26 protein-coding genes are annotated in these 25,324 nt (G+C 36.8%); 4 read left to right on the top strand and 22 right to left on the bottom strand.

Annotated elements, in window-relative coordinates; all coding sequences use genetic code 11:
* Nucleotides 1-6: 6 nt before the first annotated feature.
* The 16 genes from rpmG to ACKVQX_RS12760 all read right to left on the bottom strand — a co-directional run bounded on the left by rpmG (nt 7) and on the right by ACKVQX_RS12760 (nt 15,003).
* Nucleotides 7-174 carry a 50S ribosomal protein L33 gene (rpmG, locus tag ACKVQX_RS12835; protein WP_255314689.1) on the bottom strand — a complete coding sequence of 56 codons (168 nt, stop codon included), beginning with the start codon at nt 172-174 and terminating at the stop codon, nt 7-9.
* Between the two features lie 47 nt (nt 175-221).
* Nucleotides 222-860, bottom strand: coding sequence for an RNA polymerase sporulation sigma factor SigH (gene sigH / locus ACKVQX_RS12830; RefSeq protein WP_373863103.1), 639 nt, complete (start codon nt 858-860; stop codon nt 222-224).
* 73 nt (nt 861-933) lie between these two features.
* Nucleotides 934-1,443: an NYN domain-containing protein gene (locus tag ACKVQX_RS12825; RefSeq protein ID WP_068450092.1), complete on the bottom strand. Its 510-nt coding sequence runs from the start codon at nt 1,441-1,443 to the stop codon at nt 934-936.
* Nucleotides 1,444-1,453: 10 nt separating this feature from the next.
* Entirely contained in the window at nt 1,454-2,179 is a 726-nt protein-coding gene (rlmB, locus tag ACKVQX_RS12820) for a 23S rRNA (guanosine(2251)-2'-O)-methyltransferase RlmB (protein WP_231727016.1), read from the bottom strand.
* A 165-nt stretch (nt 2,180-2,344) separates the two neighbouring features.
* Complete coding sequence (locus ACKVQX_RS12815) at nt 2,345-2,752, bottom strand: Mini-ribonuclease 3 (protein ID WP_276309703.1); 408 nt, start codon at nt 2,750-2,752, stop codon at nt 2,345-2,347.
* 4 nt (nt 2,753-2,756) lie between these two features.
* On the bottom strand, nt 2,757-4,157 hold the full coding sequence (gene cysS / locus ACKVQX_RS12810) for a cysteine--tRNA ligase (RefSeq protein WP_087681984.1): 1,401 nt from the start codon (nt 4,155-4,157) through the stop codon (nt 2,757-2,759).
* Nucleotides 4,158-4,498: 341 nt separating this feature from the next.
* Complete coding sequence (gltX, locus tag ACKVQX_RS12805) at nt 4,499-5,959, bottom strand: glutamate--tRNA ligase (protein WP_121176055.1); 1,461 nt, start codon at nt 5,957-5,959, stop codon at nt 4,499-4,501.
* Nucleotides 5,960-6,037: 78 nt separating this feature from the next.
* Entirely contained in the window at nt 6,038-6,514 is a 477-nt protein-coding gene (gene ispF / locus ACKVQX_RS12800; protein ID WP_068450084.1) for a 2-C-methyl-D-erythritol 2,4-cyclodiphosphate synthase, read from the bottom strand.
* A complete protein-coding gene (gene ispD / locus ACKVQX_RS12795) occupies nt 6,507-7,205 on the bottom strand; it encodes a 2-C-methyl-D-erythritol 4-phosphate cytidylyltransferase (protein WP_325922554.1) in 699 nt (232 codons plus the stop codon). Before ispD ends, ispF begins: the two co-directional genes overlap by 8 nt.
* Nucleotides 7,206-7,303: 98 nt before the next feature.
* Complete coding sequence (locus ACKVQX_RS12790; RefSeq protein ID WP_409136390.1) at nt 7,304-8,383, bottom strand: PIN/TRAM domain-containing protein; 1,080 nt, start codon at nt 8,381-8,383, stop codon at nt 7,304-7,306.
* 91 nt (nt 8,384-8,474) lie between these two features.
* Nucleotides 8,475-9,854, bottom strand: a complete 1,380-nt coding sequence (gene radA / locus ACKVQX_RS12785; RefSeq protein ID WP_068450078.1) for a DNA repair protein RadA — start codon at nt 9,852-9,854, stop codon at nt 8,475-8,477.
* 109 nt (nt 9,855-9,963) lie between these two features.
* Nucleotides 9,964-12,402 carry an ATP-dependent Clp protease ATP-binding subunit gene (locus ACKVQX_RS12780; RefSeq protein WP_068450076.1) on the bottom strand — a complete coding sequence of 813 codons (2,439 nt, stop codon included), beginning with the start codon at nt 12,400-12,402 and terminating at the stop codon, nt 9,964-9,966.
* Nucleotides 12,392-13,495, bottom strand: coding sequence for a protein arginine kinase (locus tag ACKVQX_RS12775; protein ID WP_409136389.1), 1,104 nt, complete (start codon nt 13,493-13,495; stop codon nt 12,392-12,394). The genes ACKVQX_RS12780 and ACKVQX_RS12775 overlap by 11 nt, the downstream gene beginning before the upstream one ends.
* Complete coding sequence (locus ACKVQX_RS12770) at nt 13,485-14,039, bottom strand: UvrB/UvrC motif-containing protein (RefSeq protein WP_068450072.1); 555 nt, start codon at nt 14,037-14,039, stop codon at nt 13,485-13,487. The genes ACKVQX_RS12775 and ACKVQX_RS12770 overlap by 11 nt, the downstream gene beginning before the upstream one ends.
* 17 nt (nt 14,040-14,056) lie before the next feature.
* Nucleotides 14,057-14,527 carry a CtsR family transcriptional regulator gene (locus ACKVQX_RS12765; RefSeq protein ID WP_068450070.1) on the bottom strand — a complete coding sequence of 157 codons (471 nt, stop codon included), beginning with the start codon at nt 14,525-14,527 and terminating at the stop codon, nt 14,057-14,059.
* A 161-nt stretch (nt 14,528-14,688) separates the two neighbouring features.
* Entirely contained in the window at nt 14,689-15,003 is a 315-nt protein-coding gene (locus tag ACKVQX_RS12760; RefSeq protein ID WP_068450068.1) for a DUF4870 domain-containing protein, read from the bottom strand.
* 136 nt (nt 15,004-15,139) lie between these two features.
* Here ACKVQX_RS12760 and corA point away from each other — a divergent pair, with 136 nt between their 5' ends.
* From corA to ACKVQX_RS12745, 3 genes are all read left to right on the top strand, one after another.
* A complete protein-coding gene (gene corA / locus ACKVQX_RS12755) occupies nt 15,140-16,105 on the top strand; it encodes a magnesium/cobalt transporter CorA (RefSeq protein WP_087681991.1) in 966 nt (321 codons plus the stop codon).
* 576 nt (nt 16,106-16,681) lie between these two features.
* Entirely contained in the window at nt 16,682-17,986 is a 1,305-nt protein-coding gene (locus ACKVQX_RS12750; protein ID WP_087681992.1) for a globin-coupled sensor protein, read from the top strand.
* 99 nt (nt 17,987-18,085) lie between these two features.
* Nucleotides 18,086-18,712, top strand: coding sequence for a histidine phosphatase family protein (locus ACKVQX_RS12745; protein WP_068450061.1), 627 nt, complete (start codon nt 18,086-18,088; stop codon nt 18,710-18,712).
* Between the two features lie 46 nt (nt 18,713-18,758).
* Here the strand turns inward: ACKVQX_RS12745 and ACKVQX_RS12740 are convergent, their stop codons facing one another.
* The 4 genes from ACKVQX_RS12740 to ACKVQX_RS12725 form a co-directional block, all read right to left on the bottom strand.
* On the bottom strand, nt 18,759-19,247 hold the full coding sequence (locus ACKVQX_RS12740) for an acyl-CoA thioesterase (RefSeq protein ID WP_068450058.1): 489 nt from the start codon (nt 19,245-19,247) through the stop codon (nt 18,759-18,761).
* 117 nt (nt 19,248-19,364) lie between these two features.
* Nucleotides 19,365-20,792, bottom strand: a complete 1,428-nt coding sequence (locus tag ACKVQX_RS12735) for an aldehyde dehydrogenase family protein (protein WP_068450056.1) — start codon at nt 20,790-20,792, stop codon at nt 19,365-19,367.
* 113 nt (nt 20,793-20,905) lie between these two features.
* A complete protein-coding gene (locus tag ACKVQX_RS12730) occupies nt 20,906-21,271 on the bottom strand; it encodes a DUF779 domain-containing protein (RefSeq protein ID WP_285215629.1) in 366 nt (121 codons plus the stop codon).
* 23 nt (nt 21,272-21,294) lie between these two features.
* Nucleotides 21,295-22,815, bottom strand: coding sequence for an aldehyde dehydrogenase family protein (locus ACKVQX_RS12725; RefSeq protein ID WP_068457165.1), 1,521 nt, complete (start codon nt 22,813-22,815; stop codon nt 21,295-21,297).
* Between the two features lie 179 nt (nt 22,816-22,994).
* Here ACKVQX_RS12725 and ACKVQX_RS12720 point away from each other — a divergent pair, with 179 nt between their 5' ends.
* On the top strand, nt 22,995-23,696 hold the full coding sequence (locus ACKVQX_RS12720) for a DUF6904 family protein (RefSeq protein WP_068457162.1): 702 nt from the start codon (nt 22,995-22,997) through the stop codon (nt 23,694-23,696).
* A gap of 144 nt (nt 23,697-23,840) precedes the next feature.
* Here the strand turns inward: ACKVQX_RS12720 and ACKVQX_RS12715 are convergent, their stop codons facing one another.
* Nucleotides 23,841-24,548: an ABC transporter ATP-binding protein gene (locus ACKVQX_RS12715; protein WP_068457159.1), complete on the bottom strand. Its 708-nt coding sequence runs from the start codon at nt 24,546-24,548 to the stop codon at nt 23,841-23,843.
* Nucleotides 24,548-25,324: an ABC transporter ATP-binding protein gene (locus tag ACKVQX_RS12710; RefSeq protein WP_068457156.1), complete on the bottom strand. Its 777-nt coding sequence runs from the start codon at nt 25,322-25,324 to the stop codon at nt 24,548-24,550. Before ACKVQX_RS12710 ends, ACKVQX_RS12715 begins: the two co-directional genes overlap by 1 nt.

Genomic DNA, 25,324 nt, shown 5'->3' with positions numbered 1-25,324 from the left:
TAAATGCTATCGTGTCTGCTTATGTAATGTGTGTTCATTACAAGTTGAGCAGAATTTTTTTAACTCCATGCGTTTTGAAAGATCTTTTGGGGCCGGTAAATGATAATTACGAGCGCCACATTTTTCACAACATAAAACGATTTTGTTTGCCATTGTCATCACCTTTTTAGGCATTGTTCTGTTAAAAGACTAACACTTTACAATCTTTTCTGTCAACTAGCTCATATATTCAAAATATGATGTTCTAACTTGCGCTTAATACGTTGTAAAGCATTATCAATCGACTTCACTTCTTTTTTCAGTGCTAATGACATCTCTTGATATGTACAATCATCTAAATAGAGAGCCAATACTTGTTTTTCAAACGCACTAAGCACATCTTTTATTTGCGATTCCATGTAATGGACTCGTTCTTTACTCACCATCACTTCTTGCGGATCATCTTGTTCATTCGTCGACAAAATATCTAACAATGTATTCACTTGTTCATCATCATTAATCGGCTTATCAAGCGAAACAGAAGAATTCAAAGGAATATGTTTTTGACGCGTCGCTGTTTTGATTGCTGTGATAATTTGACGTGTGATACATAGTTCCGCAAAAACTTTAAATGTTACTTGCTTATCTTCGTTAAAATCTCGAATCCCTTTATATAGACCAATCATGCCTTCTTGCACAATATCTTCTCGGTCAGCTCCTATTAAAAAATAAGACCCTGCTTTATGTCGAACAATGTTTTTATACTTTGTAATCAAAAAATCTAGCGCATCACTATCGCCCTCACGAGAACGAACGACTAACTGCTCATCTGTAAGGGTTTTAAACCGTTGTTGCTTTTCTTGTAATTGATCAGTTATCAAAGTATCACCCCAATTTATGCTCCCTGCATAGTTAGACCTAGTATAACGTAACTAACAATATTTATCCATATACCTAAAATTTTCCTCTACGCATTTTTTCAAGCGCTTCATGTACTTCTTCTGACATATTTAGTGGACGCACAGGTTTTTCTTTCAGCGTTTGTCGTACTTTTTCTTCAATACCTTTTTGAGCAGTTTGAACATCGATTTCAAATTCACGCGCTGATTTTCTTAGTGCACCATTACCAAAAATGACATTTTGTTCAGCCATATCATTTGTGGCTACATAAACTTTTGTTCGACGTGACATTAACTCATTCGATAATTTTTCAATACGAGCATCTGCTGTTTCTTTTGATTTTGTAAAAATAACTTCGACTTCGTGTTTTTTCAGTTTGGTCGCATTCCCTGGGACAAGGTATGCATCGAAAACGACGATTACTTTCATGCCTGAATACGCTTGGTAATCTGCCATCATTTCAATTAAACGATCACGTGCTTCAATTAGTCCATGCTTTTTTAATTCTTGTAGCTCTTTCCAAGCTCCGATGATGTTATACCCATCTACCAACATAATATCCATAGGCAATCACTTATAATTCGTGACGCTTACGGTACACTTCATACATCAATAATGATGCAGCTACCGAGGCGTTTAATGACGTAACATGTCCAACCATTGGTAAATTGTAAAGGAAGTCACACTTCTCTTTTAATACTCGACTCATTCCTTTGCCCTCACTACCAATAATGATGGCAAGAGGTAATGTTGCATCCATGCGACGATAATCTTCAGAACCTTTTGCATCTGTCCCAGCAATCCATACACCACGCTCTTTTAATTCATCAACGATTTGCGATAAATTACCGACACGTACTGTTGGAATGTACTCAATTGCACCAGTTGAAGCTTTTGCTACCACTGCTGTTAAAGCAACTGAGCGACGTTTTGGAATGATGATGCCATGTGCACCAACAGCATCTGCTGTACGCATAATTGAACCTAAATTATGCGGGTCTTCTAATTCATCTAAAATTAAAATAAATGGATCTTCACCACGTTCTTCAGCAATCGCAAAAATATCATTTAATTCCGCATAATTATATGCAGCTACTGATGCAACAACACCTTGATGGTTTTCAGAAGTTAGACCGTCGACTTTTTGTTTTGGTACAAATTGTACAACAATTCCACGTTCTTTTGCCAATTCAAGCAGTTCTGCAATCCCTGCTTTTTTTACACCTTCTGCTACCCAAATTTTATTAATATCGCGTGTCGCGCGCAATGCTTCTAATACAGGGTTTTTACCTGCAATCATTTCTTTATCTTTTTGTTCTACCTCGACAACTTCTACGATTTCTTTTGGCTCTTCGTATGGTCTTCTTGTATGTTTTTTAGGTTTGCGACCATCGCGTGTAATTTTATTACCGCGACGATCACGTTCCTCTCGTTTACCTCGTCTGTTATCCATATTGATAACCTCCTATTTCTCAGCTTCCACTGTTTCAATCGTATAGGAAATTATTTCCGCTATACGTTCTTCTTGTCCTAATAAATATAAATAACCTAAAACAGCTTCAAATGCTGAACTGTAATGATATGTTTGTACGTCTGTATTCTTCGGTACAGAACCTGATTTTGCGTTGCGTCCTCTTCTTAATACGCCCGCTTCATCTTCCGTAAAGAACTCTTCTTCAATCATTTTTCGTACAACTTTTGCTTGTGCTTTCGCAGAAACATAGCGCGTTGCTTCACGATGTAAAATATTCGGCTTCACTTTACCATTACGCAATAAATGTTCACGTACTGCAATTTCTAAAACAGAATCTCCCATATAAGCAAGCGCTAAAGCATTCAATTGTTTTACATCAATATCTCGTAATTGTCCCAATTGATTAGCCTCGTTTCCAACGTACACCTTGACGTGTATCTTCTAAAATGATGTTTTGTTCTTTTAAGATATCGCGAATTTCATCTGCGCGTGCAAAGTTGCGGTCTTTACGAGCTTGCTGGCGTTCTTCGATTAACGCATCGATGTCTGCGTCTAATAATTCCTCTGCTTGCGCTAATTGAATACCTAATACACCTGTTAATTCTTCTAGTGCTGTTTTATAAGCTTCTAAAACTTCTGTGTTTGTATTTTCAGCTGTTAAATATTTATTTGCAGCAGTTGAAATGGTGAATAGTGCTGAAATGGCATTTGCTGTATTGAAATCGTCATCCATTGATTCAACAAAATAAGCTTTTGCATCTTCAATAATTTGTAATTCAGCTTCGTCTACCTCAACTAAATTCGTTGCTGCTTTTAAACGATGTTGTAAGTTTTGATGCGTTGTACGAAGGCGATCTAAACCATTCGCTGCTGCTTCCACCAAGTCTTGCGCAAAGTTAATTGGGTTACGGTAATGTACAGATAGAATAAAGAATCGTAACACTTGTGGGTCAATTTGTTGAATGATGTCATGTACTAAAATAAAGTTACCTAGTGATTTTGACATTTTTTCGTTATCAATATTGATATACCCGTTATGCATCCAATAATTTGAGAATTTTTTATCTGTATAAGCTTCTGATTGTGCAATCTCGTTTTCATGGTGAGGGAATTTCAAATCTTGTCCACCAGCGTGAATATCGATTGTATCACCAAAATGATTGTGAACCATAACAGAACATTCGATATGCCAACCTGGACGACCTTCGCCCCAAGGACTCTTCCATGAGATCTCACCTGGTTTTGCAGCTTTCCATAATGCGAAATCTAAGTCATCTTCTTTTTTTGTTCCTGCTTCAATACGCGCGCCTACTTTTAAATCATCTACAGATTGATGTGATAATTGTCCGTAATTTTTAAATTTACGTGTACGGTAATACACATCACCTTGTGATTCATACGCATATCCTTTTTGTACTAATACATCAATGAACTCAATAATTTCATCCATATGTTCTGTTACACGTGGATGGGCATCTGCTTTTTGCGCTCCTAGTGCTGTAATATCTTCAAAATATGCTGCAATGAAACGCTCTGTTAATTCAGATACGTCTTCACCTAATTCATTTGCTGCTTTGATGATTTTGTCGTCTACATCTGTGAAGTTTGAAACGTAATCTACTTCATAACCACGGTATGTTAAATAGCGACGAACTGTATCATAAACGATTACTGGACGTGCATTTCCGATATGAATGTAGTTGTAAACAGTTGGTCCACATACATACATGCGCACCTTTCCTTCTTCGATTGGTTTAAATTCTTCTTTTTCGCGTGTTAATGTATTAAAAATTTGAATAGCCAAATGAAACACTCCTTTAGATATTAAGTTTAATAAAAAAACCTCCATCTATCGTAAAGATAGACAGAGGCGAGAAAGTACGCGGTTCCACTCTGATTGAATAGGACTAATCAGCCTCTATTCCACTCAAGGTCGATAACGGTGACAAACCGATTTGACCTACCCCATTAAAAACATGGTTCAATCAAATACTCAGAGGTGCATTTCTGCTTTACAGAGGCTCAGACCACTTTCAGCCGATGATGGTCCTCTCTTTTTCGAGCTTGCGTCACGTACTTCTCCTCTTCAACGCTTTATGTTGTATAAGTAACTCTATTCTACAATGTCTTTGCAAAAAAGAAAACTTATTTAATAAATGGTTCGATGCGTGCAATGACTGTTTCTTTACCTAAAAGTTCAAGTGCATCTGTTAATTCTGGTCCATGCATTTCGCCTGTTGTTGCAACACGAATTGGCATGAATAGATTTTTACCTTTATGACCTGTTTCTTTTTGAACAGCTTTGATCGCCTTTTTAATTTCTGGTGCTACGTAGTCTTCAAGTGCTTCTAGTTGTGCTTTGAATGAAGCCATTACTTCTGAAACTTGTTCACCAGCTAATACTTCTTGTTCTTCTTCATTATATGTTAATGCGTCTGTGAAGAATTGTGCTGATAATTCAACGATTTCTGCACCGTAACTCATTTGCTCATGGTATAAGCCGATTAAACGAGATGCCCACGCCGCTTCTTCTTCTGTTGGATTTTCAGGAACAAGACCTTCTTTTTGTAAGAATGGTAAGCATAGTTCAACCACTTGCTCATGCGATAACTTCTTCATGTATTGGTTGTTCATCCATTTTAACTTTTGAGTATCGTACATAGAAGGTGATTTTGTTAAACGTTTTTCAGTGAATTGAGCGATTAACTCATCCATTGAGAAGATTTCTTCTTCACCCTCTGGAGACCAACCAAGTAATGCAAGGAAGTTGACCATTGCTTCTGGTAAGTAACCTAAATCTTTATATTGTGAGATGAATTGAATAATTGACTCATCACGTTTTGATAATTTTTTATGGTTTTCGTTTACGATTAATGTCATATGACCAAAACGAGGTACTTCCCAACCAAATGCACGGTAAATCATCATTTGTTTTGGTGTGTTTGATAGATGCTCTTCACCACGGAAGATGTGTGTCATCTCCATTAAGTGATCATCTAAAACAACGGCATAGTTGTATGTTGGGATTCCATTTGCTTTTACGATTACCCAGTCACCGATGTCTTTTGATTCAAACGTTACTTCGCCACGAATTAAATCATCAACTACATATGTTTCTTCTGCTGGTACTTTAAAGCGAATCGTGTATGGTAAACCCGCTGCTTCTTTTTCTGCAACTTCTTCTGCAGTTAAGTGACGACAAGTCCCTTTATACATAGGAGCGGCTACACCATTTGCACGTTGCGCTTCGCGTTCTGCTTCTAATTCTTCTGATGTACAGAAACATTTGTAAGCAAGACCTTTTTCAAGTAATTGTTGTGCATGCTCTGTATATGTGTCTAAACGTTCCATTTGACGATATGGACCGTATGGACCGCCAATGATTGGTGATTCTACAGGGATGATGCCTAACCATTCAAGGTTGTGAAGTTGAGATTCTTCTCCGCCTTCGATGTTACGAGCTACATCTGTATCTTCAATACGGAATACGAAATCCCCATCATAATGTTTTGCGTATAGATAATTAAATAATGCTGTACGTGCGCCACCGATGTGTAAATGTCCTGTTGGACTTGGTGCGTAACGTACACGAACTTTTTTAGTCATAATTCAGATCCTCCTAATTTGTCGAGAAAAATTCAACTTTTCTCATTTTACCACTCGCTCCTTGAAATTTAAAGGAACTCAGGCTTTGATTAACAAAATTGTTGCCATTGCTGCAATACCTTCTTCACGACCAACAAATCCAAGCTTTTCTGTTGTTGTTGCTTTCACATTCACTTGATCTGGTTCTGCATTTAATAGTTCTGCAATACGATTACGCATTGGTTCAATGTACGGAGCCATTTTAGGACGTTGTGCCATGATTGTACAATCTACGTTTCCTAACTTATACCCTTTCTCCTCAACAATCTTCCAAATGTACGCTAATAATTTTGCTGAATCTGCATCTTTGAACTCTGGGTCTGTATCTGGGAAGTGTCGTCCGATATCACCTTCACCGATTGCGCCTAATGCTGCATCTGTTACCGTATGTAACAATACATCTGCATCTGAGTGTCCAATTAATCCTTTTTCGTGTGGAATTGTAATACCACCAATAATTAATGGTCGTCCTTCCGCAAACTCATGTACATCAAAACCTTGTCCAATTCTAAACATATGAATGTCCTCCTGTTCTACGATTTAAAATCGCTTCACCAAAAACTAAGTCTTCTTTGGTTGTCATTTTTATATTTTCATAACTACTTTCTACAATATAGATAGATTCATCTAGTCGTTCCACTAGCATCGCTTCATCGGTTCCTAAAAAACCGTCCGCTGCTGCTTGTTGTTCTGCACGATTTAATAATTCAAAACGAAACGCTTGTGGTGTTTGAATCATCCAGAGATTTGAACGATCCACCGTTTCTTGTATTTTACCATCTTGTACATTCTTCATTGTATCTTTTGCTCGAACACCTGCGATTGCTGCACCCTTTTCTGTTGCCTGTTGTACAAGCTCATGTATCGTCGGTAATTCAATGAATGGTCTTGCTGCATCATGAACAAGAACAATTTCACTATTCTTGATTTCTTGCATACACGCATAAACACTATGCTGGCGTTCTTCACCACCATCAGGCATCGCAACTACTTTATGAATTTCATATTGTGCCAATTGTTGCTGAATATAATCACGTTCTTCTGATTTTACAGCTAAATAAATTGCTCGACACTGCGTATCTTGTTCGAAAACACGTAATGTATGAATCAAAATAGGTACACCTGCTAGTTCTAAAAACAACTTATTTTGATTAGCGCCCATTCGTTTCCCACTACCAGCAGCAGGCAAAATCACGTCATACTGCATATAACGTACACTCCTTCAATATAAAAGGGGCTTGTCCGTAAAAAACCTCAATTGGTTCTTGGGGACAGCCCCTGTTCATTTATACATTTATACTACCATTATTTATGGTTTTTTGGCTTAGCAAAAATCATTCGTCCTGCTGAAGTTTGGAGAACAGACGTCACAATTACAACAATCGCTTTTCCAATATATGACTTTCCTTCTTCTACAACAATCATCGTACCATCGTCTAAGTAGGCAACCCCTTGATTATGTTCTTTACCATCTTTGATAACGACGACATTCATTTCTTCACCTGGAATGACGACAGGTTTTACTGCGTTGGCTAAGTCATTAATGTTCAACACACTTACTTTGTGTAGCTCACATACTTTATTTAAGTTAAAATCATTCGTTAGAATCTGCGCACCCATCTTTTTAGCCAGACGTACTAATTTTAAATCCACTTCAGGTACATCTTCAAAATCGATTTCAGTAATTAAGACATTTGAATTTGAAGCATCTTGAAGTACTTTTAAAATATCAAGTCCTCGTCGACCTCTTGTACGCTTTAATGTATCAGATGAGTCGGCAATATGCTGTAATTCCGTTAATACAAATTGCGGAACAACTAAAATACCTTCAATAAATCCGGTTTTTGAAATATCTGCAATACGACCGTCAATAATAACACTTGTATCAAGCAGCTTGTAACCTACTTCGTTAAAACTCTCCGCACCTACATCAGCTTCTTTTTTCTTATTAGAACGCGATGTGAAAACAGACATTAATTCGTCGCGTTTTTTGAAGCCGACTTGGAAGAAAACATATCCTAAAACAATGGATAATAGGATTGGTGCAATATCACTAATTACTGCTAAATGAAGACCATCAAGTGCGACACCAACTAAAAACGCTAATGTTAAACCGATGATTAAACCAATTGTTCCAAATAACAAGTCGCCCACAGGTGCTTTTAATAGGCGCTCTTCAAAGAATTTCATAAACCGAATAAACGGATCTGCCAATACAAATGACAGAATGAATAAAAGAACTGCACCAAGCGAAACCGTCACATAGGGATTGTTAATCCAAGAGTTTGAACTTAAATGAATAACATCGAATAATGGCGGTAATAATATAAACCCTAATGTACCCCCGATGAACAAAAATGCGACTTGAACGATTCGTTTTAACATTTCTCTCACCTCCCCTTGAGCTCATTATACATACTTTGCCAACTAAACTCTCTTTTGAGGTGGACGTTTTGTCATTTTCTTTTTGAAATCATTACATTTCTTTGAACGCAATTTTCAAAGCTTGGTTTACTGTCTCTACACCCATCACTTGAATCCCTTCTGGGTACTCCCAACCACCTAAGTTAGATGCTGGAATAATCGCGCGTTTGAAACCGAGTTTCGCTGCTTCTTGAACACGTTGTTCGATACGTGATACACGTCGCACTTCACCCGTTAAACCAACCTCACCTACAAAACAGTCCGTAGCGTTAGCATTCGCATCTTTAAAACTCGATACGATACATACTAGGACGGCTAAATCGATGGCAGGTTCGTCTAACTTTACACCACCTGCTACTTTAATATAAGCATCCTGTGCTTGTAGCATTAAACCCATACGTTTTTCTAAAACAGCCATTAATAATGAAATTCGATTTTGATCCAATCCTGTTGCCATGCGTTTTGGATAGTTAAAACTTGATGGTGTTACAAGAGCTTGAATCTCTACTAGGATCGGTCTTGTTCCTTCCATTGAGGCGACAACTGTAGAGCCAGGCGCACCTTGTGAACGTTCCTGTAAAAATAACTCTGATGGATTTAGTACTTCCTTCAACCCACCTTGCAACATTTCAAAAATCGCAATTTCATTCGTAGAACCGAATCGATTTTTTTGACTGCGTAAAATACGATATGTGTGATGACGTTCTCCTTCAAAATAAAGAACGGTATCTACCATATGTTCTAAAATACGCGGTCCTGCAATTTGCCCTTCTTTCGTTACATGACCAACTAAGAAAATAGCGATATTTTTCGTTTTTGCAATACGCATTAATTCCGCTGTACATTCACGTACTTGCGATACACTCCCAGGTGCACTCGTTACTTCTGGATGATGTACGGTTTGAATGGAATCGACAATCACAAACTTCGGCTGTACTTCTTCAATTGTTTCATGTAAAAATTCTAAATTTGTTTCAGAATAGATATAGAGTTCAGCAGATTTTACCCCTAAGCGTTCTGCGCGTAGCTTCGTTTGGCGAACTGATTCCTCACCAGATATATATAAAACGCGATGTCCTTGATTCGATAATAAAGCAGACACTTGTAGTAATAATGTCGATTTCCCAATCCCTGGGTCGCCACCGATTAAGACAAGCGAACCTGGTACAACACCACCACCTAACACGCGATTCAACTCGTGTAATTCTGTTTGTACACGTGGTTCTTCTTGTGTTTCGACTGAAATAATCGGCATAGCTTTTTGTTGTGATTTACTCACTGTATGTTGGAATGCACCGCGAGGGCCTTTTTGTACAATCTCAACATCTTCAATCATCGTATTCCATTCACCACAACCTGGACAACGCCCCATCCATTTTGGTGCTTCATAACCGCACCCTGTACACATAAACTTTGTTTTTTTCTTTGCCACTTTGTGCACCTCCGTATTCATATTCCCTTATTATAAAGCAAAACACCCCAAACGTCTGTTTGGAGTGTTTTTGAATTTTAATTTCGTACAGGTTTTCACCTATCTAAAATTAGTTTTTCGCTTTTTCTTTGACATGAACAACAAAATCGCCATCTTGTACATCAAATACAACAACTTGATCTGTTAGAACTGTACCTTTTAGAATTTCTTCTGATAAACGGTCTTCTACATTTTTCTGAATTGCACGACGTAGTGGTCTTGCACCATATTCTGGGTCATAACCTTCATTTGCAATTCGATCTAATGCAGCTTCTGTTAATTCTAATTCGATGTTTTGTTCTTTTAGACGTTTTGTTAATTGAGCTGCCATTTTTTCAACAATCTCATTCAATTCTTTCTTCTCAAGTGCATGGAAGACAATCATTTCATCCACACGGTTTAAAAACTCTGGACGGAATGCTTTTTTCAGTTCTTCTAACATCACTTGTTTTGAATTTTCTTGTGATTGTTTTTTCTCTTGTGCGCCGAAACCAAGAGATTTACGGTATTTCAATGCTTCTGCACCAATATTTGAAGTCATAATAACGACTGTGTTACGGAAATCAACAACGCGTCCTTTTGAGTCTGTTAAACGCCCATCATCTAGTACTTGTAATAGAATGTTGAATACGTCTGGATGCGCTTTTTCAATTTCATCTAGTAAGATAACTGAATATGGTTTACGACGTACTTTTTCTGTTAATTGACCACCTTCGTCGAATCCTACATAGCCTGGAGGTGAACCAACTAAACGAGAAGTAGAATGTTTTTCCATGTACTCAGACATATCAACGCGAATCATCGCATCTTCTTCACCGAACATAACTTCAGCTAACGCACGAGCTAATTCTGTTTTACCTACACCAGTAGGTCCTAAGAAGATGAATGAACCAATCGGACGTTTTGGATCTTTTAACCCTGCACGAGCACGACGAATCGCACGAGAGATTGCTTCAACTGCTTCACTTTGCCCTACTACACGTTTGTGTAATTCTTCTTCTAAATTTAGTAACTTTGTAGACTCTTCTTGTTCTAGCTTTGCAACTGGAATGCCTGTCCACATCGAAACAACTTCTGCAATATCATTCACTGTCACTTCAGACTCTGAACGACCTTGGTCTTCTTTCCATTGTTTCTTTGTCTCTTCTAATTGCGCTACTAATTTTTGTTCAGAATCGCGTAGGTTCGCCGCTTTTTCAAACTCTTGACTTTGCACCGCTTCATTCTTTTCTGAGCGAAGTGCTTCTAATTGAACTTCTAACTCTTTCAAGTTCGGAGGTGTTGTGTAAGAGCGTAAGCGTACTTTTGAACCTGCTTCGTCAATTAAATCAATCGCTTTATCTGGTAAGAAACGATCTGAAATATAACGGTCACTCATTTTAACAGCTGCCTCTACTGCAACATCTGAGATTTTCACACGGTGATGCGCTTCATAACGATCACGTAAACCTTCGATAATTTGAATCGCTTCTTCTACAGAAGGTTCATCTACTTGAATTGGTTGGAAACGACGTTCTAATGCAGCATCTTTTTCAATGTATTTACGATACTCATCTAATGTTGTTGCACCGATACATTGTAGTTCACCACGCGCTAGAGAAGGTTTTAAGATATTTGATGCATCAATTGCACCTTCTGCACCACCCGCTCCAATCAATGTGTGTAACTCATCAATGAATAAGATAACGTTACCTGCTTGGCGTATTTCGTCCATCACTTTTTTCAAGCGATCTTCAAACTCACCACGATATTTTGTACCTGCAACTACCGTCCCCATATCAAGTGTCATAACACGCTTATCACGTAGGATTTCAGGCACTTCATTATTCACAATTTGTTGTGCTAATCCTTCTGCAATCGCTGTTTTACCTACACCTGGTTCACCGATAATAACAGGGTTGTTTTTTGTACGACGAGATAATACTTCAATCACACGTGTAATTTCTTTACTACGTCCAATTACTGGATCTAAATTACCTTCACGCGCCATCTCTGTTAAATCACGCGCTAAGCTATCTAATGTTGGCGTATTTGCTGTCGGTGCAGCAGCATTACCATTTTGACCTGCATCTGCACTACCAAGCAGTTGTAACACTTGTTGACGCGCTTTATTTAAGCTAACACCTGCATTATTTAATACACGTGCAGCAACACCTTCACCTTCACGAATAAGAGCTAATAAAATGTGCTCTGTTCCGATATATGAATGACCTAATTTACGAGATTCATCTACTGATAACTCAATGACTTTTTTAGCACGAGGTGTGTAATGAACGATTGGCCCAACATTTTTAGAACCTGTACCAACAAGTTCTTCAATGCCTTCTTCAATCATTTCAGGACTCACTTCAATAGCCTCAAGAGCTTTTGCAGCGATTCCGCCACCTTCTCGAATTAATCCAAGTAAGATGTGTTCTGTTCCAATCGCTTCATGCTTCATACGAACGGCTTCTTCTTGTGCTAATTGCAATACTTTTTGAGCTCTTTGTGTAAATCGATTAAACATCATATGAGTCCTCTCCTTCATCTTCCAATTTATGTTGGCATGCTTCGCCAATCATGTCGCGAATCAATGTCGCGCGGTACACATCTCGCTCATTTGGCTTCAATGTTGTACCTGTATATTGTTGTAAGAAGCCTGGTTGCATAATCAGCATACATTTATTTAAAACTTCATTTGGAATTCTTTGTATGATACCTAAATCTATACCCAAACGCACGTTAGATAAACAATTCGCAGCTTCTGTACTCGATAGGATTCGAGCTGTTTGTAAGACTCCTAGCGAGCGATGCAAACGGTCTGAAATTGCAATCGGCGCATGTTCTAACATCGCCTTTCTAGCTTCTACTTCTTTTGCAACAACTTGTTCTACAATTGTTTCTAATTCTTGAATGATTTCTTCTTCTGATTTACCAAGTGTTACTTGATTTGAAATTTGATAATAATTCCCTACAGCTTCGGTTCCTTCACCATAGATTCCACGTACGATTAAACCGAGTCGTGGCATCATATTGATTAAGGCACGAACTTGATTCGTCATCGTAAGAGCTGGTAAGTGCATCATGACGGAAGCACGTAACCCTGTTCCTACATTCGTCGGACAAGTAGTCATATAACCAAATTGTTCATCAAATGCATAGTTCACGTGTTTTTCAATACAATCATCAATTTCATTTGCTTTTAGTAAAGCTTTTTTAAGATTAAGTCCTGGTTCTAAACATTGAATACGAATGTGGTCTTCTTCGTTAATCATGACACTAATTGATTCATCTTCAGATACGAGAATCGAACCAATCCGTTCTTTTTTCGCAAGTTGCGGACTAATTAAATGCTTCTCTACTAAAATTTGTTTTTGCAAAGAAGGTCTTTGCCCCAAATCAAAATGATAGAGTGGTGTTTGAAGTGTTTCACAATCGAGTAAAGCACTACTCACTTGACGATCAACAGCCATCGCTTCTTCTTCACTAAAAGCACGTGGGAAACGATACGCAGACATGTTACGCGCTAAACGAATACGTGTACTCATGACAATATCACCGTGCTCACCATCGCCAGCCATCCAACTAATATTGTCACCTTTTAGAAAATGATCAATTTTCATCGTTCGCTGCACCACCTTGCGTTAACTGTTTTTCAAGTTGCTTTACCTCATCTCGAAGTTTTGCTGCTTCTTCAAACTCTTCTTGCTCTACAGCTGATTTCATCTTCTGACGTAATACTTCAATCTCTTTTTTAATTTGATATGTTTTATTTAATCCGCCCGGTATCTTACCAGTATGTTCTGTTGCACCATTATGAAGTCTTTTAAATACTTCAGGCAAACGTTCATAAAAAGCATGATAACAATTTGGACAATTAAATTTACCTTCTTTTAAAAACTGTTGGTACGTCATACCACATGTCTCGCATTGCTGCTTTTCTTGCGGTGGTTGTTTTGACTGAGGTGCGTTGGATGACCATGTTGGAATACCAAACCAGTCCGAAAAGATTTGTTCGATTGTCACAGGCTTTACTTCTTCATCTATATGCAAATAATCTTGTTGCCCACTGCAAACTTCGCAGTAGTGTTTTACGACTTCTTCATTATTTTTTGTCATCGTAATGGTGACAGTAGCTGGACGTTGTTTACAGTTTTCACAGATCATCCTCTATACACCTTCTTTTAAGATTCTTTTTCATACTTCAGTGCTACTAGCATTGCTTGTAAAATACGAGAGCGGAGCTGATCACGATATGGTAAATCAATCGCAATGACTTCTCGGTCCATAGCAGTAAGAATGAGCTTTGCCTCACGTTTTGTAATTGCTTGCTCTTCAGTTAAGCGATGTACAATATCCTCTGCAGCCGTTTGCGAGATTTGATAATTGATTTGAGATAGAATATCGTCTAACAGTTCTGTTTTCGAGTTCGTACGTACACGTAAAATGCGAATATACCCCCCACCTCCACGTTTACTTTCGACGATATAACCTCTCTCTACTGTGAATCTTGTATTGATGACGTAATTTATTTGCGACGGTACACATTGGAAGCGGTCTGCAATCTCACTTCGTTTAATCTCAATGTGTCCATTACCGCCCATTTCAATAATTTCTTTCAAATACGCCTCAATAATATTCGACATATTCTTCATGTCGAGTCCCCACCTCCTTTAATCAAGCTGACTTTGACTATCTTTGACTATATTATAAATAAATTGTTTTATAAATTGCAATAAAAATGCTCGTTCCTTTTTTGTTTTATAAAAAAACAGACATCCTAACCATTACAATTAGAATATCTGTCTATTTATGATTATTTAACCCAGCGTCCAACGATTGGATAATTCCAATACTCACCTTGCAATGCACGAATAATCCCGATAATTGGAACAATGAACCCCATTAATCCAAAGACGATTAAAAACGGAATTCCAATTAACACATACGAGAATACAACTGAAATACCAATAAGAATTGACATAACAATTTGGAATAACAATGCTTGTAGTGATAAACTTTTCACTCTCGAATCATCAATTAAGAGCATAAAGAGTAATGGAAGTAGAATCGGTAAATAATATGCACTTGAGTGTAGTACAACTTTAATCCATTTATTGTCTTGTTCCATCTAAAACACGCTCCTTTTCTTTCTTATATATACGCATGAACAGTGTCATCCGTTTCATTTTATTTTTGTGATGATGTGACAAAAAAATTTAATTATGGGAAGATATAGAGTAAATAAATCGTGAAGAGGTGACAAAATGATTTACACTCTAGGTCTTACAAAAGACCAGCAGCTCGTGGAAAACTTCCCTTTAGAACATATTAAAGAAGATCGTTTCGATTGGTTTTGGGTTGATTTTTCAGAACCTACTGCAAAAGAAAATTTATTACTGCATACTTTTTTCCAATTTCATCCCCTAGCTGTAGAAGATGCCTTGATGCGTTTACAGCGTCCAAAAATAGATTACTATGATGATTATTATTTCACTGTTGTCCATAAATTAAACCCAAAAGAACTAACATCTGAGGAGATTAGTCTATTTATTTCTTCTAAATTTGTCGTCTCATATCATCAATTCCCTGTTCACGAATTTGAAATCGTCAAACGTGAATTAGAAAGTCATCCGAATCGCTGGGATCGCGGTACATTTTTCATCATGTATCAAACAATCGATAAAATTGTCGATGAGTTTTTCCCCCTTGTTTTTACTATTGAAGATCGACTTAATACCATTGAAGATCAGTTAGATTATAAAAATAGCGTAGACTTAATGAACGATGTATTCGACCTTCGCAATGATTTACTCCATATAAGAAGAACGGTTCTCCCAATGCGTGATTTGTTATATCGGATTTTAAATTCAAACCGCCTAAATTTAACACAAAAAGAAAAAGCCTATTTTAGTGATGTACACGACCATCTCGTGAAATTGACTGAAATGGTTGAATCAAATCGTGAGTTAACTGCTGACATGCGAGATAGTCATATGTCGATGAACGCAATTCGTATGAATAATATTATGATGACGCTTACCATTGTATCAACTATTTTTATCCCACTCACATTCATCGCAGGAGTTTATGGCATGAACTTTGTGAATATGCCCGAATTGAATTGGCATTATGGATACTTCATTACATTAGGACTTATGATTTTCATCGTATTTGCGATGCTCATGCTATTTAAAAAACGTGGTTGGCTTGGATTTTTTAAAGATGATTAGTAAGGTATGTCTAAGAAAAAAGCATTTTTAACAGCGAAAATCCCGTATGATTTCAAAATCATATGGGATTATTCTTTTCAATCAATTTTCGATACGAACAATGCGTTTCGCGAGCAGGAATCATTTTTTCTATGTGTTCAATTGATTTGATTATTCGCGTTTGAAACACTCTAATTTTACTCTGTTGTAAGCTCTTTATTTTCAACCCATTTACGATATCAAAAAAATATCATTTATTCATTAATAACCATATGAATTACTCATATTTTATTATTACTTAACTTTTTTCACTGTTAAATACATTTTATACTCTTTTTATTTCAAAAAAACTATTTAAATCATCATTTTATATTTCTGTTGCTATAAACACAAATATATAGAAATTTATGTGAAATCTCTTTTTTTTCGTTGAATACGGTTCTCTTTTTCTTAATAAAATGATAAATTATTAGATGATACACCCCAACATTTAAAACTTATTACTTATTCTTTTTCAAAAAAACAAGACTAAAGAAATGACATACCCTTTTAAGATTAAAAAGACTTTTTTACTATAATATTTTGGAGGCTTCATCTATGATTTGGAACCGTTCGAAAAAGACAAAGAACGAGACTTTTTTCGATATAGAACAATATAAGAAAAACGTCAAAATTGATTTATCACATAATCAGCACTTACAAAAACAAATTGAACTACTTAGTTTAACATTAGAGGACTTAGCTATTATTCATCAATTAAAATTTGTTGCAGCAGATACTTTTGTACATATGACAGATGCATTCTATGATGCGATTGTAAAAGCACCTGAATTAACACATATGATTTCACAGAACTCTAGTATTGATCGTTTAAAAGTAACGCTAACAAAGCATATCAGCGAAATGTTCGATGGACGAATTGATGCACAATATATTGAACAGCGAAAAATTATTGCACACGTTCACGTTAAGATTGGTCTACCTTCAAAATGGTACTTAAACTCATTCCAATCACTAACAAATTCATTCATTGACTTTATTGAAGATTTACAAATTTCAACACGTGAATCTGCTCAAGCAATTAAAGCATTTACAAAACTGATTAACTTTGAACAGCAAATTGTTATTGAAGCTTATGAAAATCGAGTGGATGCCATTCGTGATGAACACGGTCGTGTAAAACAACAAGTTATTCATACAGTTCAAAATACTTCAGAAGAATTAAATGCGATTAGTGAAGAAACAACCGCTGCAATCCAATCACTATCTCGCCAAGCTGATGAAATTGCTTCTTCTACAAAACAAGGTTTAGACTTTGTAAATTCAACAAAAGAAAAATCTGAAAATGGTCGCGCATTACTACATACGCAAAATGAATTAATGCAAAAAATGTCTGCAAGCGTCCAAATGCTTGACGAAACCATGTCTAAATTGAAAATCTCTTCTAAACAAATTAATGATATTGTTCATTTAGTAACAGGTATTGCCGACCAAACAAATTTATTAGCATTGAATGCATCAATTGAAGCAGCACGTGCTGGGGAGCATGGTAAAGGCTTTGCTGTTGTTGCTGAAGAAGTTCGTAAATTAGCTGAAGAAACAAAATCAGCTGTTCAAAATGTATCCAAATTAATTTTAGAAACTGAAAATAATATTGAAAATATGTCTGTATCCGTAAACGATGTTGATGAACAAATTAACGAAGGTGTTCAAATGCAGGATGATTTATCTACTAGCTTCCATACAATTGTTGAAGCTGTGAGTGGTATTCAAGCAATCAATGAAAGTACAACAGAAGATGTAAATACAATTTCACGTTTATTAGATGATTTAACAGAGGGTACAATTCAAGTATGTAATTCTGCTGAACAACTATTAGAAGTTACTTATGAGTTAAATTAAAACGAAATATGAAATAGATAGCTAATCCATGCGATATAGGCTATCTATTTTTTTCATTCTTCGCTACAATATGTCCATGCAGATGGAGGAGGGTTCAATATGGTTAAAATTTATCTTACACGACATGGGCAAACAGAATGGAATTTACAAAAGAGAATGCAAGGCTGGTTTGATTCCCCTCTTACGCAAGAGGGTCAACAAGCTGCAATCGCGCTTGGTAGAAGACTGGCGCAAATTCCTTTTAGTGCTATTTATGCTAGTTCTAGCGGTCGAACAGTGGATACTGCGAAATTTATTTGTTGTGAACGCCAAATCCCTATTTTCTTTAAACAACAACTACGCGAAATTAACGTAGGTGAGTGGCAAGGCATGACGGATAGCGAAATTAAGCGAACATATCCTGAACAGTATCATCATTATTATAATCACCCAACAGAATATAAATCTGAAGAAGGTGAAACTTTTGAAGATGTATTACAACGTGTACTTCCAGTAATTAAAGATGTAATAGAAGATTACGAAGATGATGAACCTGTTTTAATCGTCACACATGCCGTTGTAAAGAAACTATTGATTGCTCATTTTCAAAATCAATCCATTGATCATGTGTGGGATCCTCCCTTCATTCACGGAACGAGTTTAACCGTACTTCATTTAAAGAAAAATGGTGATGTACACTTTGAATGCATTGGTGATACAGAACACATGCAAAAACAGAATAGCTAACAAAAAACACCTTCCAGCATATTCGCGTGAAAGGTGTTTTTTATATTTATAAAAAGAATGAATGTGGCATATTTCTTTTTTCTTTACGATGAGCACGACGCAGTGGACCTGATTCAAACAGTCTCTTTTCTTCTTCTGACTCAGGGAAAACAGGTGGAACAGCTTGAGGTTTCCCATCTGCATCAATCGCTACCATCGTTACAAAAGATTCAGTTGTTAATTTTCGTTCTTTTGTTTGAATGTTAAGTGAAGATACACGAATATAAACTTCCATCGAAGTGCGACCTGTTGCACTGACAATTCCTTCTAACTCCATAATTTCTCCTGCACGAATTGGTGAGAAGAAATCCACTGAATCAAAAGATGCTGTAACTGTCTCCATTTTAGAATGTTTCATCGAAATAATTGCTGCAATTTCATCGATATACGCTAATACCTTACCACCAAAAATTGTATTCATATAGTTGGTATCAGGTGGAGCAACCAGCCTTGTTTGAACTGTACGTGAATTTGACATTGGAATCGCTTCTAACATGATCAACACTCCTTTTTTTATTTTCTGTATCTATTTTAACATAAATAAAATGAAACACACCCATTATTTACATATTAAAATAAATATTCTGTACCTATACACAATGAAAATATATTATTACAGTTTTGTTTTTATAGTAATGAATTTCATTTCAGACATTTCTTGAACAGCATATTTAATTCCTTCTCGTCCATAACCACTCGTTTTCACACCGCCATATGGCATATTATCTGTGCGGAATGTTGGAATATCATTAATAATAACGCCGCCAGCTTCAATCTCATCTGCTGCTCTTAAAGCATCTTCAATATTCATTGTGAAAATACCCGCATTTAAGCCTAAATCTGATTCATTCACATATTGAATCGCTTCGTCTAATGTGCCATATGGAATGATTGAAACAATCGGTGCGAATGTTTCTTGTTTAATAATTTTCGCATCATGTTTAGCGTTTAATATCACAGTTGGTTTCATCGTACGTTCTGTATATTCTGCACCTGTCGCTACCTTTGCACCGTCTGCTACTGCTTCATCCACCCATTCTTTAATACGCGTTACTTCTTTTGGATGAATCATTGCACTTACATCTGTTTTTTGATCCATTGGACTACCTACAACTAGCTTTTCTGTTTCTTCTACAAAAGCTTTTGTGAATTCTTCATAAATCGACGCATGTACATAAATACGTTGTACTGAAATACATACTTGTCCTGCAAAACCAAATGCGCCATCTACACAACGTTTCACCATCTTATCGATTGGTGTACTTGGTTCAACAATGACTGCTGCGTTAGATCCAAGTTCAAGTGTAATCTTACGTAGGCCTACTTGTTCCTTAATCTTCATTCCGACAGCACTGCTACCTGTGAATGTCACCTTTTTAACTAATGGATGTGTTACAAGAATCTCACTTAATTCACTACCTTTTCCCGTTACAATTTGTAACATTCCATCTGGTAATCCTGCTTCTTTAAATATTTCAGCTAGCGCAATACTACTTAAAGGTGTTTGAGAAGCTGGTTTCAATACAACTGCGTTACCTACAGCAAAAGCAGGCCCTAATTTATGTGCAACTAGATTGAACGGAAAGTTAAATGGTGTAATAGCAGATACGACACCAAGTGATTCTCTTTTTGTCCAACCAATTCGATCACGTACGCCAGGCGCTGCATCTAAAGGTACTGTTTCACCATGTAAATGTTTTGCTTCCTCCGCCGCAAACTCATACGTTGCAATTGTACGATCTAATTCACCTAAAGCAGCTGTTAAAGGCTTCGCTGCTTCCATTGCAATCATTTTAGCTAGTTCTTCTTTTTTATCTTTCATAATTTCAGATACGCGATGTAAAATTTCAGCTCTTTCATAAGCTGTCTTTTCTTTAAATTTTATATAGGCACGGTGTGCACCTTCTATCGCAACCGATACTTGTTCAGGAGTAGCACGTGCAACTTCCGCAATGGTTTCACCATCATAAGGGGCTTTTAGCGTATCTTTCTTCACCGTTTCTACCCACTGACCATCAATCCATAAACTTGTTTTAATCATGTAATCTCCTCCTATGCTTTTTTACTATCATACGCTTATTGTATACACTTTTAAAATAATTTTAATCATAGAAGAAAAAGCGAGAACTGTAGAAATCTACAATTCTCGCTTTTTTAGAGACTCTTTTTTATTTCTGCATACTCTTCATCTGTAAACATGCGGCTCCGTGATAGAAAACTTTTACCTTCTAAACTTTCAAGTGAAAAGCCACTACCAAATCCATCGATAAGATCTACAATAATTTGTGTATGTTTATTGTAACGATACAAAGCCTCATGCATATAGAATGGAACATCTCCATCTATTGTTTCTAACAATAAATCTACACTACCTACTTGAAAATCACCTTGTTTATAACACATAGGGGCAGAACCTTCACAGCATCCACCAGACTGATGGAACATGATTGGGCCATGCTTTTCTTTTAAAAATCGAATCATTTGTAAAGCTTCTGGTGTTACTTCTACACGCTTCACCATATTTGCTTCACCTCCTATTCGATTTAGAAGAACCCTTGTGGCTTTTCAGCGTAACTTACAAGTAAGTTTTTCGTTTGTTGGTAGCTATCTAACATCATTTTGTGGTTTTCACGTCCGATACCCGACATTTTGTAACCACCGAATGCTGCTGCTGCTGGATATTGATGATATGTGTTTGTCCATACACGACCAGCTTGAATTGCACGACCTGCTTTGTAAGCTGTATCGCCATGACGTGACCATACACCTGCACCTAAACCGTAGTCTGTATCATTCGCAATCTTAATTGCTTCATCGAAGTCTTTGAATGTTGTAACGGCTACAACTGGACCAAAGATTTCTTCTTGGAATACACGCATATCATTCGTACCTTTAAAGACAGTCGGCTGGATGTAGAAACCATTTGCGAATTCTTCGCCTAAATCATTTACATCGCCACCTGCAAGAACTTCAGCGCCTTCTTCTTTACCAATTTTTAGGTAAGAAATGATTTTTTGATATTGCTCATTTGAGTTTTGTGCACCCATCATTGTTTCTGTATCAAGTGGGTTACCGATTTTAATCGCTTTAACACGCTCAAGAACACGCTTCATAAATTCATCGTAGATTGATTCATGAATTAATGCACGTGATGGACATGTACATACTTCACCAGAGTTAAGTGCAAACATAACGAATCCTTCTACTGCTTTATCTAAGAAGTCATCATCTGCTTCCATAATATCTGGGAAGAAGATATTCGGTGATTTACCACCTAATTCAAGTGTTACAGGAATGATATTCTCAGTCGCATATTGCATGATTAGGCGACCTACTGCTGTAGAACCTGTGAATGCAATTTTTGAAATACGCTTATTTGTTGCTAAAGCTTTACCTACTTCTGCACCAAAACCATTTACGATATTTAAAACACCTGGTGGTAATAAATCTTGGATTAACTCCACAACATATAGAATCGAAGCTGGTGTTTGCTCAGCTGGTTTTAATACAACACAGTTCCCTGCAGCTAAAGCTGGTGCTAGCTTCCATGTAGCCATCAAAATAGGGAAATTCCAAGGAATGATTTGTCCTACTACACCAAGTGGCTCTTGGAAGTGGTAAGCAATTGTATCCTCATTAATTTGAGAAGAGAAGCCTTCTTGTGTACGAATTGCACTTGCAAAATAACGGAAGTGATCTACTGCTAATGGAATATCTGCATTTAATGTTTCACGAACTGCCTTACCATTTTCCCACGTCTCAGCAACAGCGATTTTTTCAAGATTCTCTTCAATACGATCAGCAATCGCATTTAAAACCTGCGCGCGGTGTGCTGGTGATGTTTTACCCCAAGCATCTTTTGCAGCGTGTGCCGCATCAAGTGCTAATTCAATATCTTCAGGTGTTGACTTTGGAATGCGTGTAAAAGCTTCACCTGTAATTGGTGTAATATTGTCGAAATACTGACCTTTTACCGGTGGAACCCACTCGCCCCCAATAAAGTTTTCATATTGCGGTTTAAACTCTACAACGGCACCTGCTGTATTTGGATTTGCATAAATCATGATAAATTTCCTCCTCTGCAATCATTCAATACACAAGAAAAATTACGTCTTAAACAGAATTTTTGTGTATCTTTGACTTTATTTTGTCTTAAAATTCAATATTTTTCAACTATTAACTTTCAAAGTATGGTATTTATTTTAAAATACTAGGGTATAAGTTCCAAAAAGGAGGTATTTATGTGTTAGCCGTACTAAATACAGAACAATTAGAAAACATCCGTATAAGTGGTGATTATTGGGATTTAAAAGAACTACAAAAAGCTATTGAACAATTACTTCATACATCTATTGAAAATAATTGTACAAATCATGTACAAAAAAATTATGTACTTCGTTTTTGTCGCGAACTTGAACAAGCAATCGAAGGCGAAGTTGCTATCGAGACCACCTATAATGGCATTTACGACGAATTACAAGAAGAGTTTGTTATTCCATTTCCACAAGAAAATATTTATTTCTCTTTTGAAAAATGTTGGCCAAAAATGCTGTTTACAGTTCTCTGCTTAAATCATTTTATTGAAGAAACAACAACTCATAAAGAACAACCATTCACACAAACTCATATTATGGTCATTCGAAAATTCGAGTCCCTCGTGTTCGAATGTTTCACCTCAAAAATCACGCTCATTAATAAGTCTCAAATCGCTACATTATTTTTTAGCGCCCCTCACGACTTTCGTCAATTCATTGCACAATATGTCGATCTCATCACAGCTAAATATCTGGCTCTACCCCAAGAAACTAAAATGATATACCTACCTCACATTCTTAAAAAATTCCATATACGTGATTTTGAATACACTTGTTTTAAAAACATGCTAAATCGTACTGCAAAAGAATCTAATCTACCAATACATAGAATTGTCTTACAAGCAGACTAAATCATTGGTAGTTCAAAATAAACAGGTTAGGACAAAACATTTTTTAACGTTCGCAACGAAAAACTGGAACCGCGCCATAGCGCAATTCCAGTTTTTATTATGCTCTTGTGAGATGGTGTTTTCACACTTATATCCTAGCTTGTTTTAAATACCACCTAAATAGGCAGCGCGTACTTCATCAGACGCTTGTAATGTTTTCGCATCTCCAGACAATACGACCTTACCTGTTTCAATTACATAACCACGTTCCGCAATCGATAATGCCATATGCGCATTTTGTTCCACAAGTAAGATAGTTGTACCATTACGATTTATTTCTTCAATAATTTCAAAAATCGTTTTAACCATTAAAGGTGCTAAGCCCATAGAAGGTTCATCTAAGAGTAACAGCTTTGGTTTTGCCATAATGGCTCTGCCCATTGCGAGCATTTGCTGTTCACCACCAGATAATGTACCTGAAGGTTGTTTTCGACGTTCAAGTAGTCGAGGGAATAACTCGAATACGCGCTCTAAATCTTTCGAGATATTCGCGCGATCACGTCGCAAGTATGCACCTAAGTCTAAGTTCTCTTCAACTGTCATATTCGAAAAGACACGACGACCTTCTGGCACATGTGAGATTCCCGTCTTTACAATACTTTGCGCTGCTTTTTTATTGATAGATGAACCTAAATATTCAATCGTTCCTTGCTTCGGACGAAGTAACCCTGAGATTGTTTTGAGCAATGTACTTTTGCCTGCACCATTCGCGCCAATTAACGTAACGATTTCGCCCTCATTTACTTCGAGTGATACACCTTTAAGCGCTTGAATATTACCGTAATATACATTTAGGTTCTCGATTTTCAACATCACTCATCAACCTCCTGACCTAAGTAAGCTTCAATTACTTTCGGGTTATTTCGAATTTCTTCTGGTAATCCATCTGCGATTAATTGACCATGATCAAGTACATAGATTCGTTCACAAATGCCCATCACAAGCCCCATATCATGTTCAATCAATAGAATCGTTAAATCAAAACGTTTTCGAATGAGTGCAATCAATTCCATTAATTCTTTTGTTTCTTGTGGGTTCATACCAGCAGCTGGTTCATCAAGTAATAATAACTTCGGCTTTGCTGCTAAAGCGCGCGCAATTTCTAAACGACGTTGCATACCATAAGGTAGATTTTTAGAAAGTTCATCTTTATATTTTTCAAGTCCAAATATTTCTAAAAAAGCAATCGACTCTTTCTCCATCTCTTCTTCGCCTCTGAAAAAAGATGGTAGACGTAAAACAGAGCTTAAGATAGAGTGCTTAGCTAATGAATGATTCGCTACTTTTACATTATCTAAAACCGATAATTCCTTGAATAGACGAATATTTTGGAATGTACGGCTCACACCACTTTTAGTAATTTGGTGAGGCGACATACTTTTTGTATTTTTACCATCAAAATAAATGGCACCTTCTGTCGGTTTATAAACACCTGTTAACATGTTGAATGTTGTCGTTTTTCCCGCACCATTCGGTCCAATTAGTCCAATTAACTCACCTTGATATAATTCCATATTCAAACCTGAAACAGCTTTTAAACCACCAAATTGAATCCCTGCTTGATCTACTTTTAATAAAGGGTTATTCAT

Origin of the sequence: Kurthia sp. ISK08 (assembly GCF_046159805.1) — a bacterium.
GTDB classification, from domain to species: domain Bacteria; phylum Bacillota; class Bacilli; order Bacillales_A; family Planococcaceae; genus Kurthia; species Kurthia gibsonii.
Note: the sequence above shows the minus strand (reverse complement) of the source record. Positions and strands in the feature narration are given on the sequence as shown.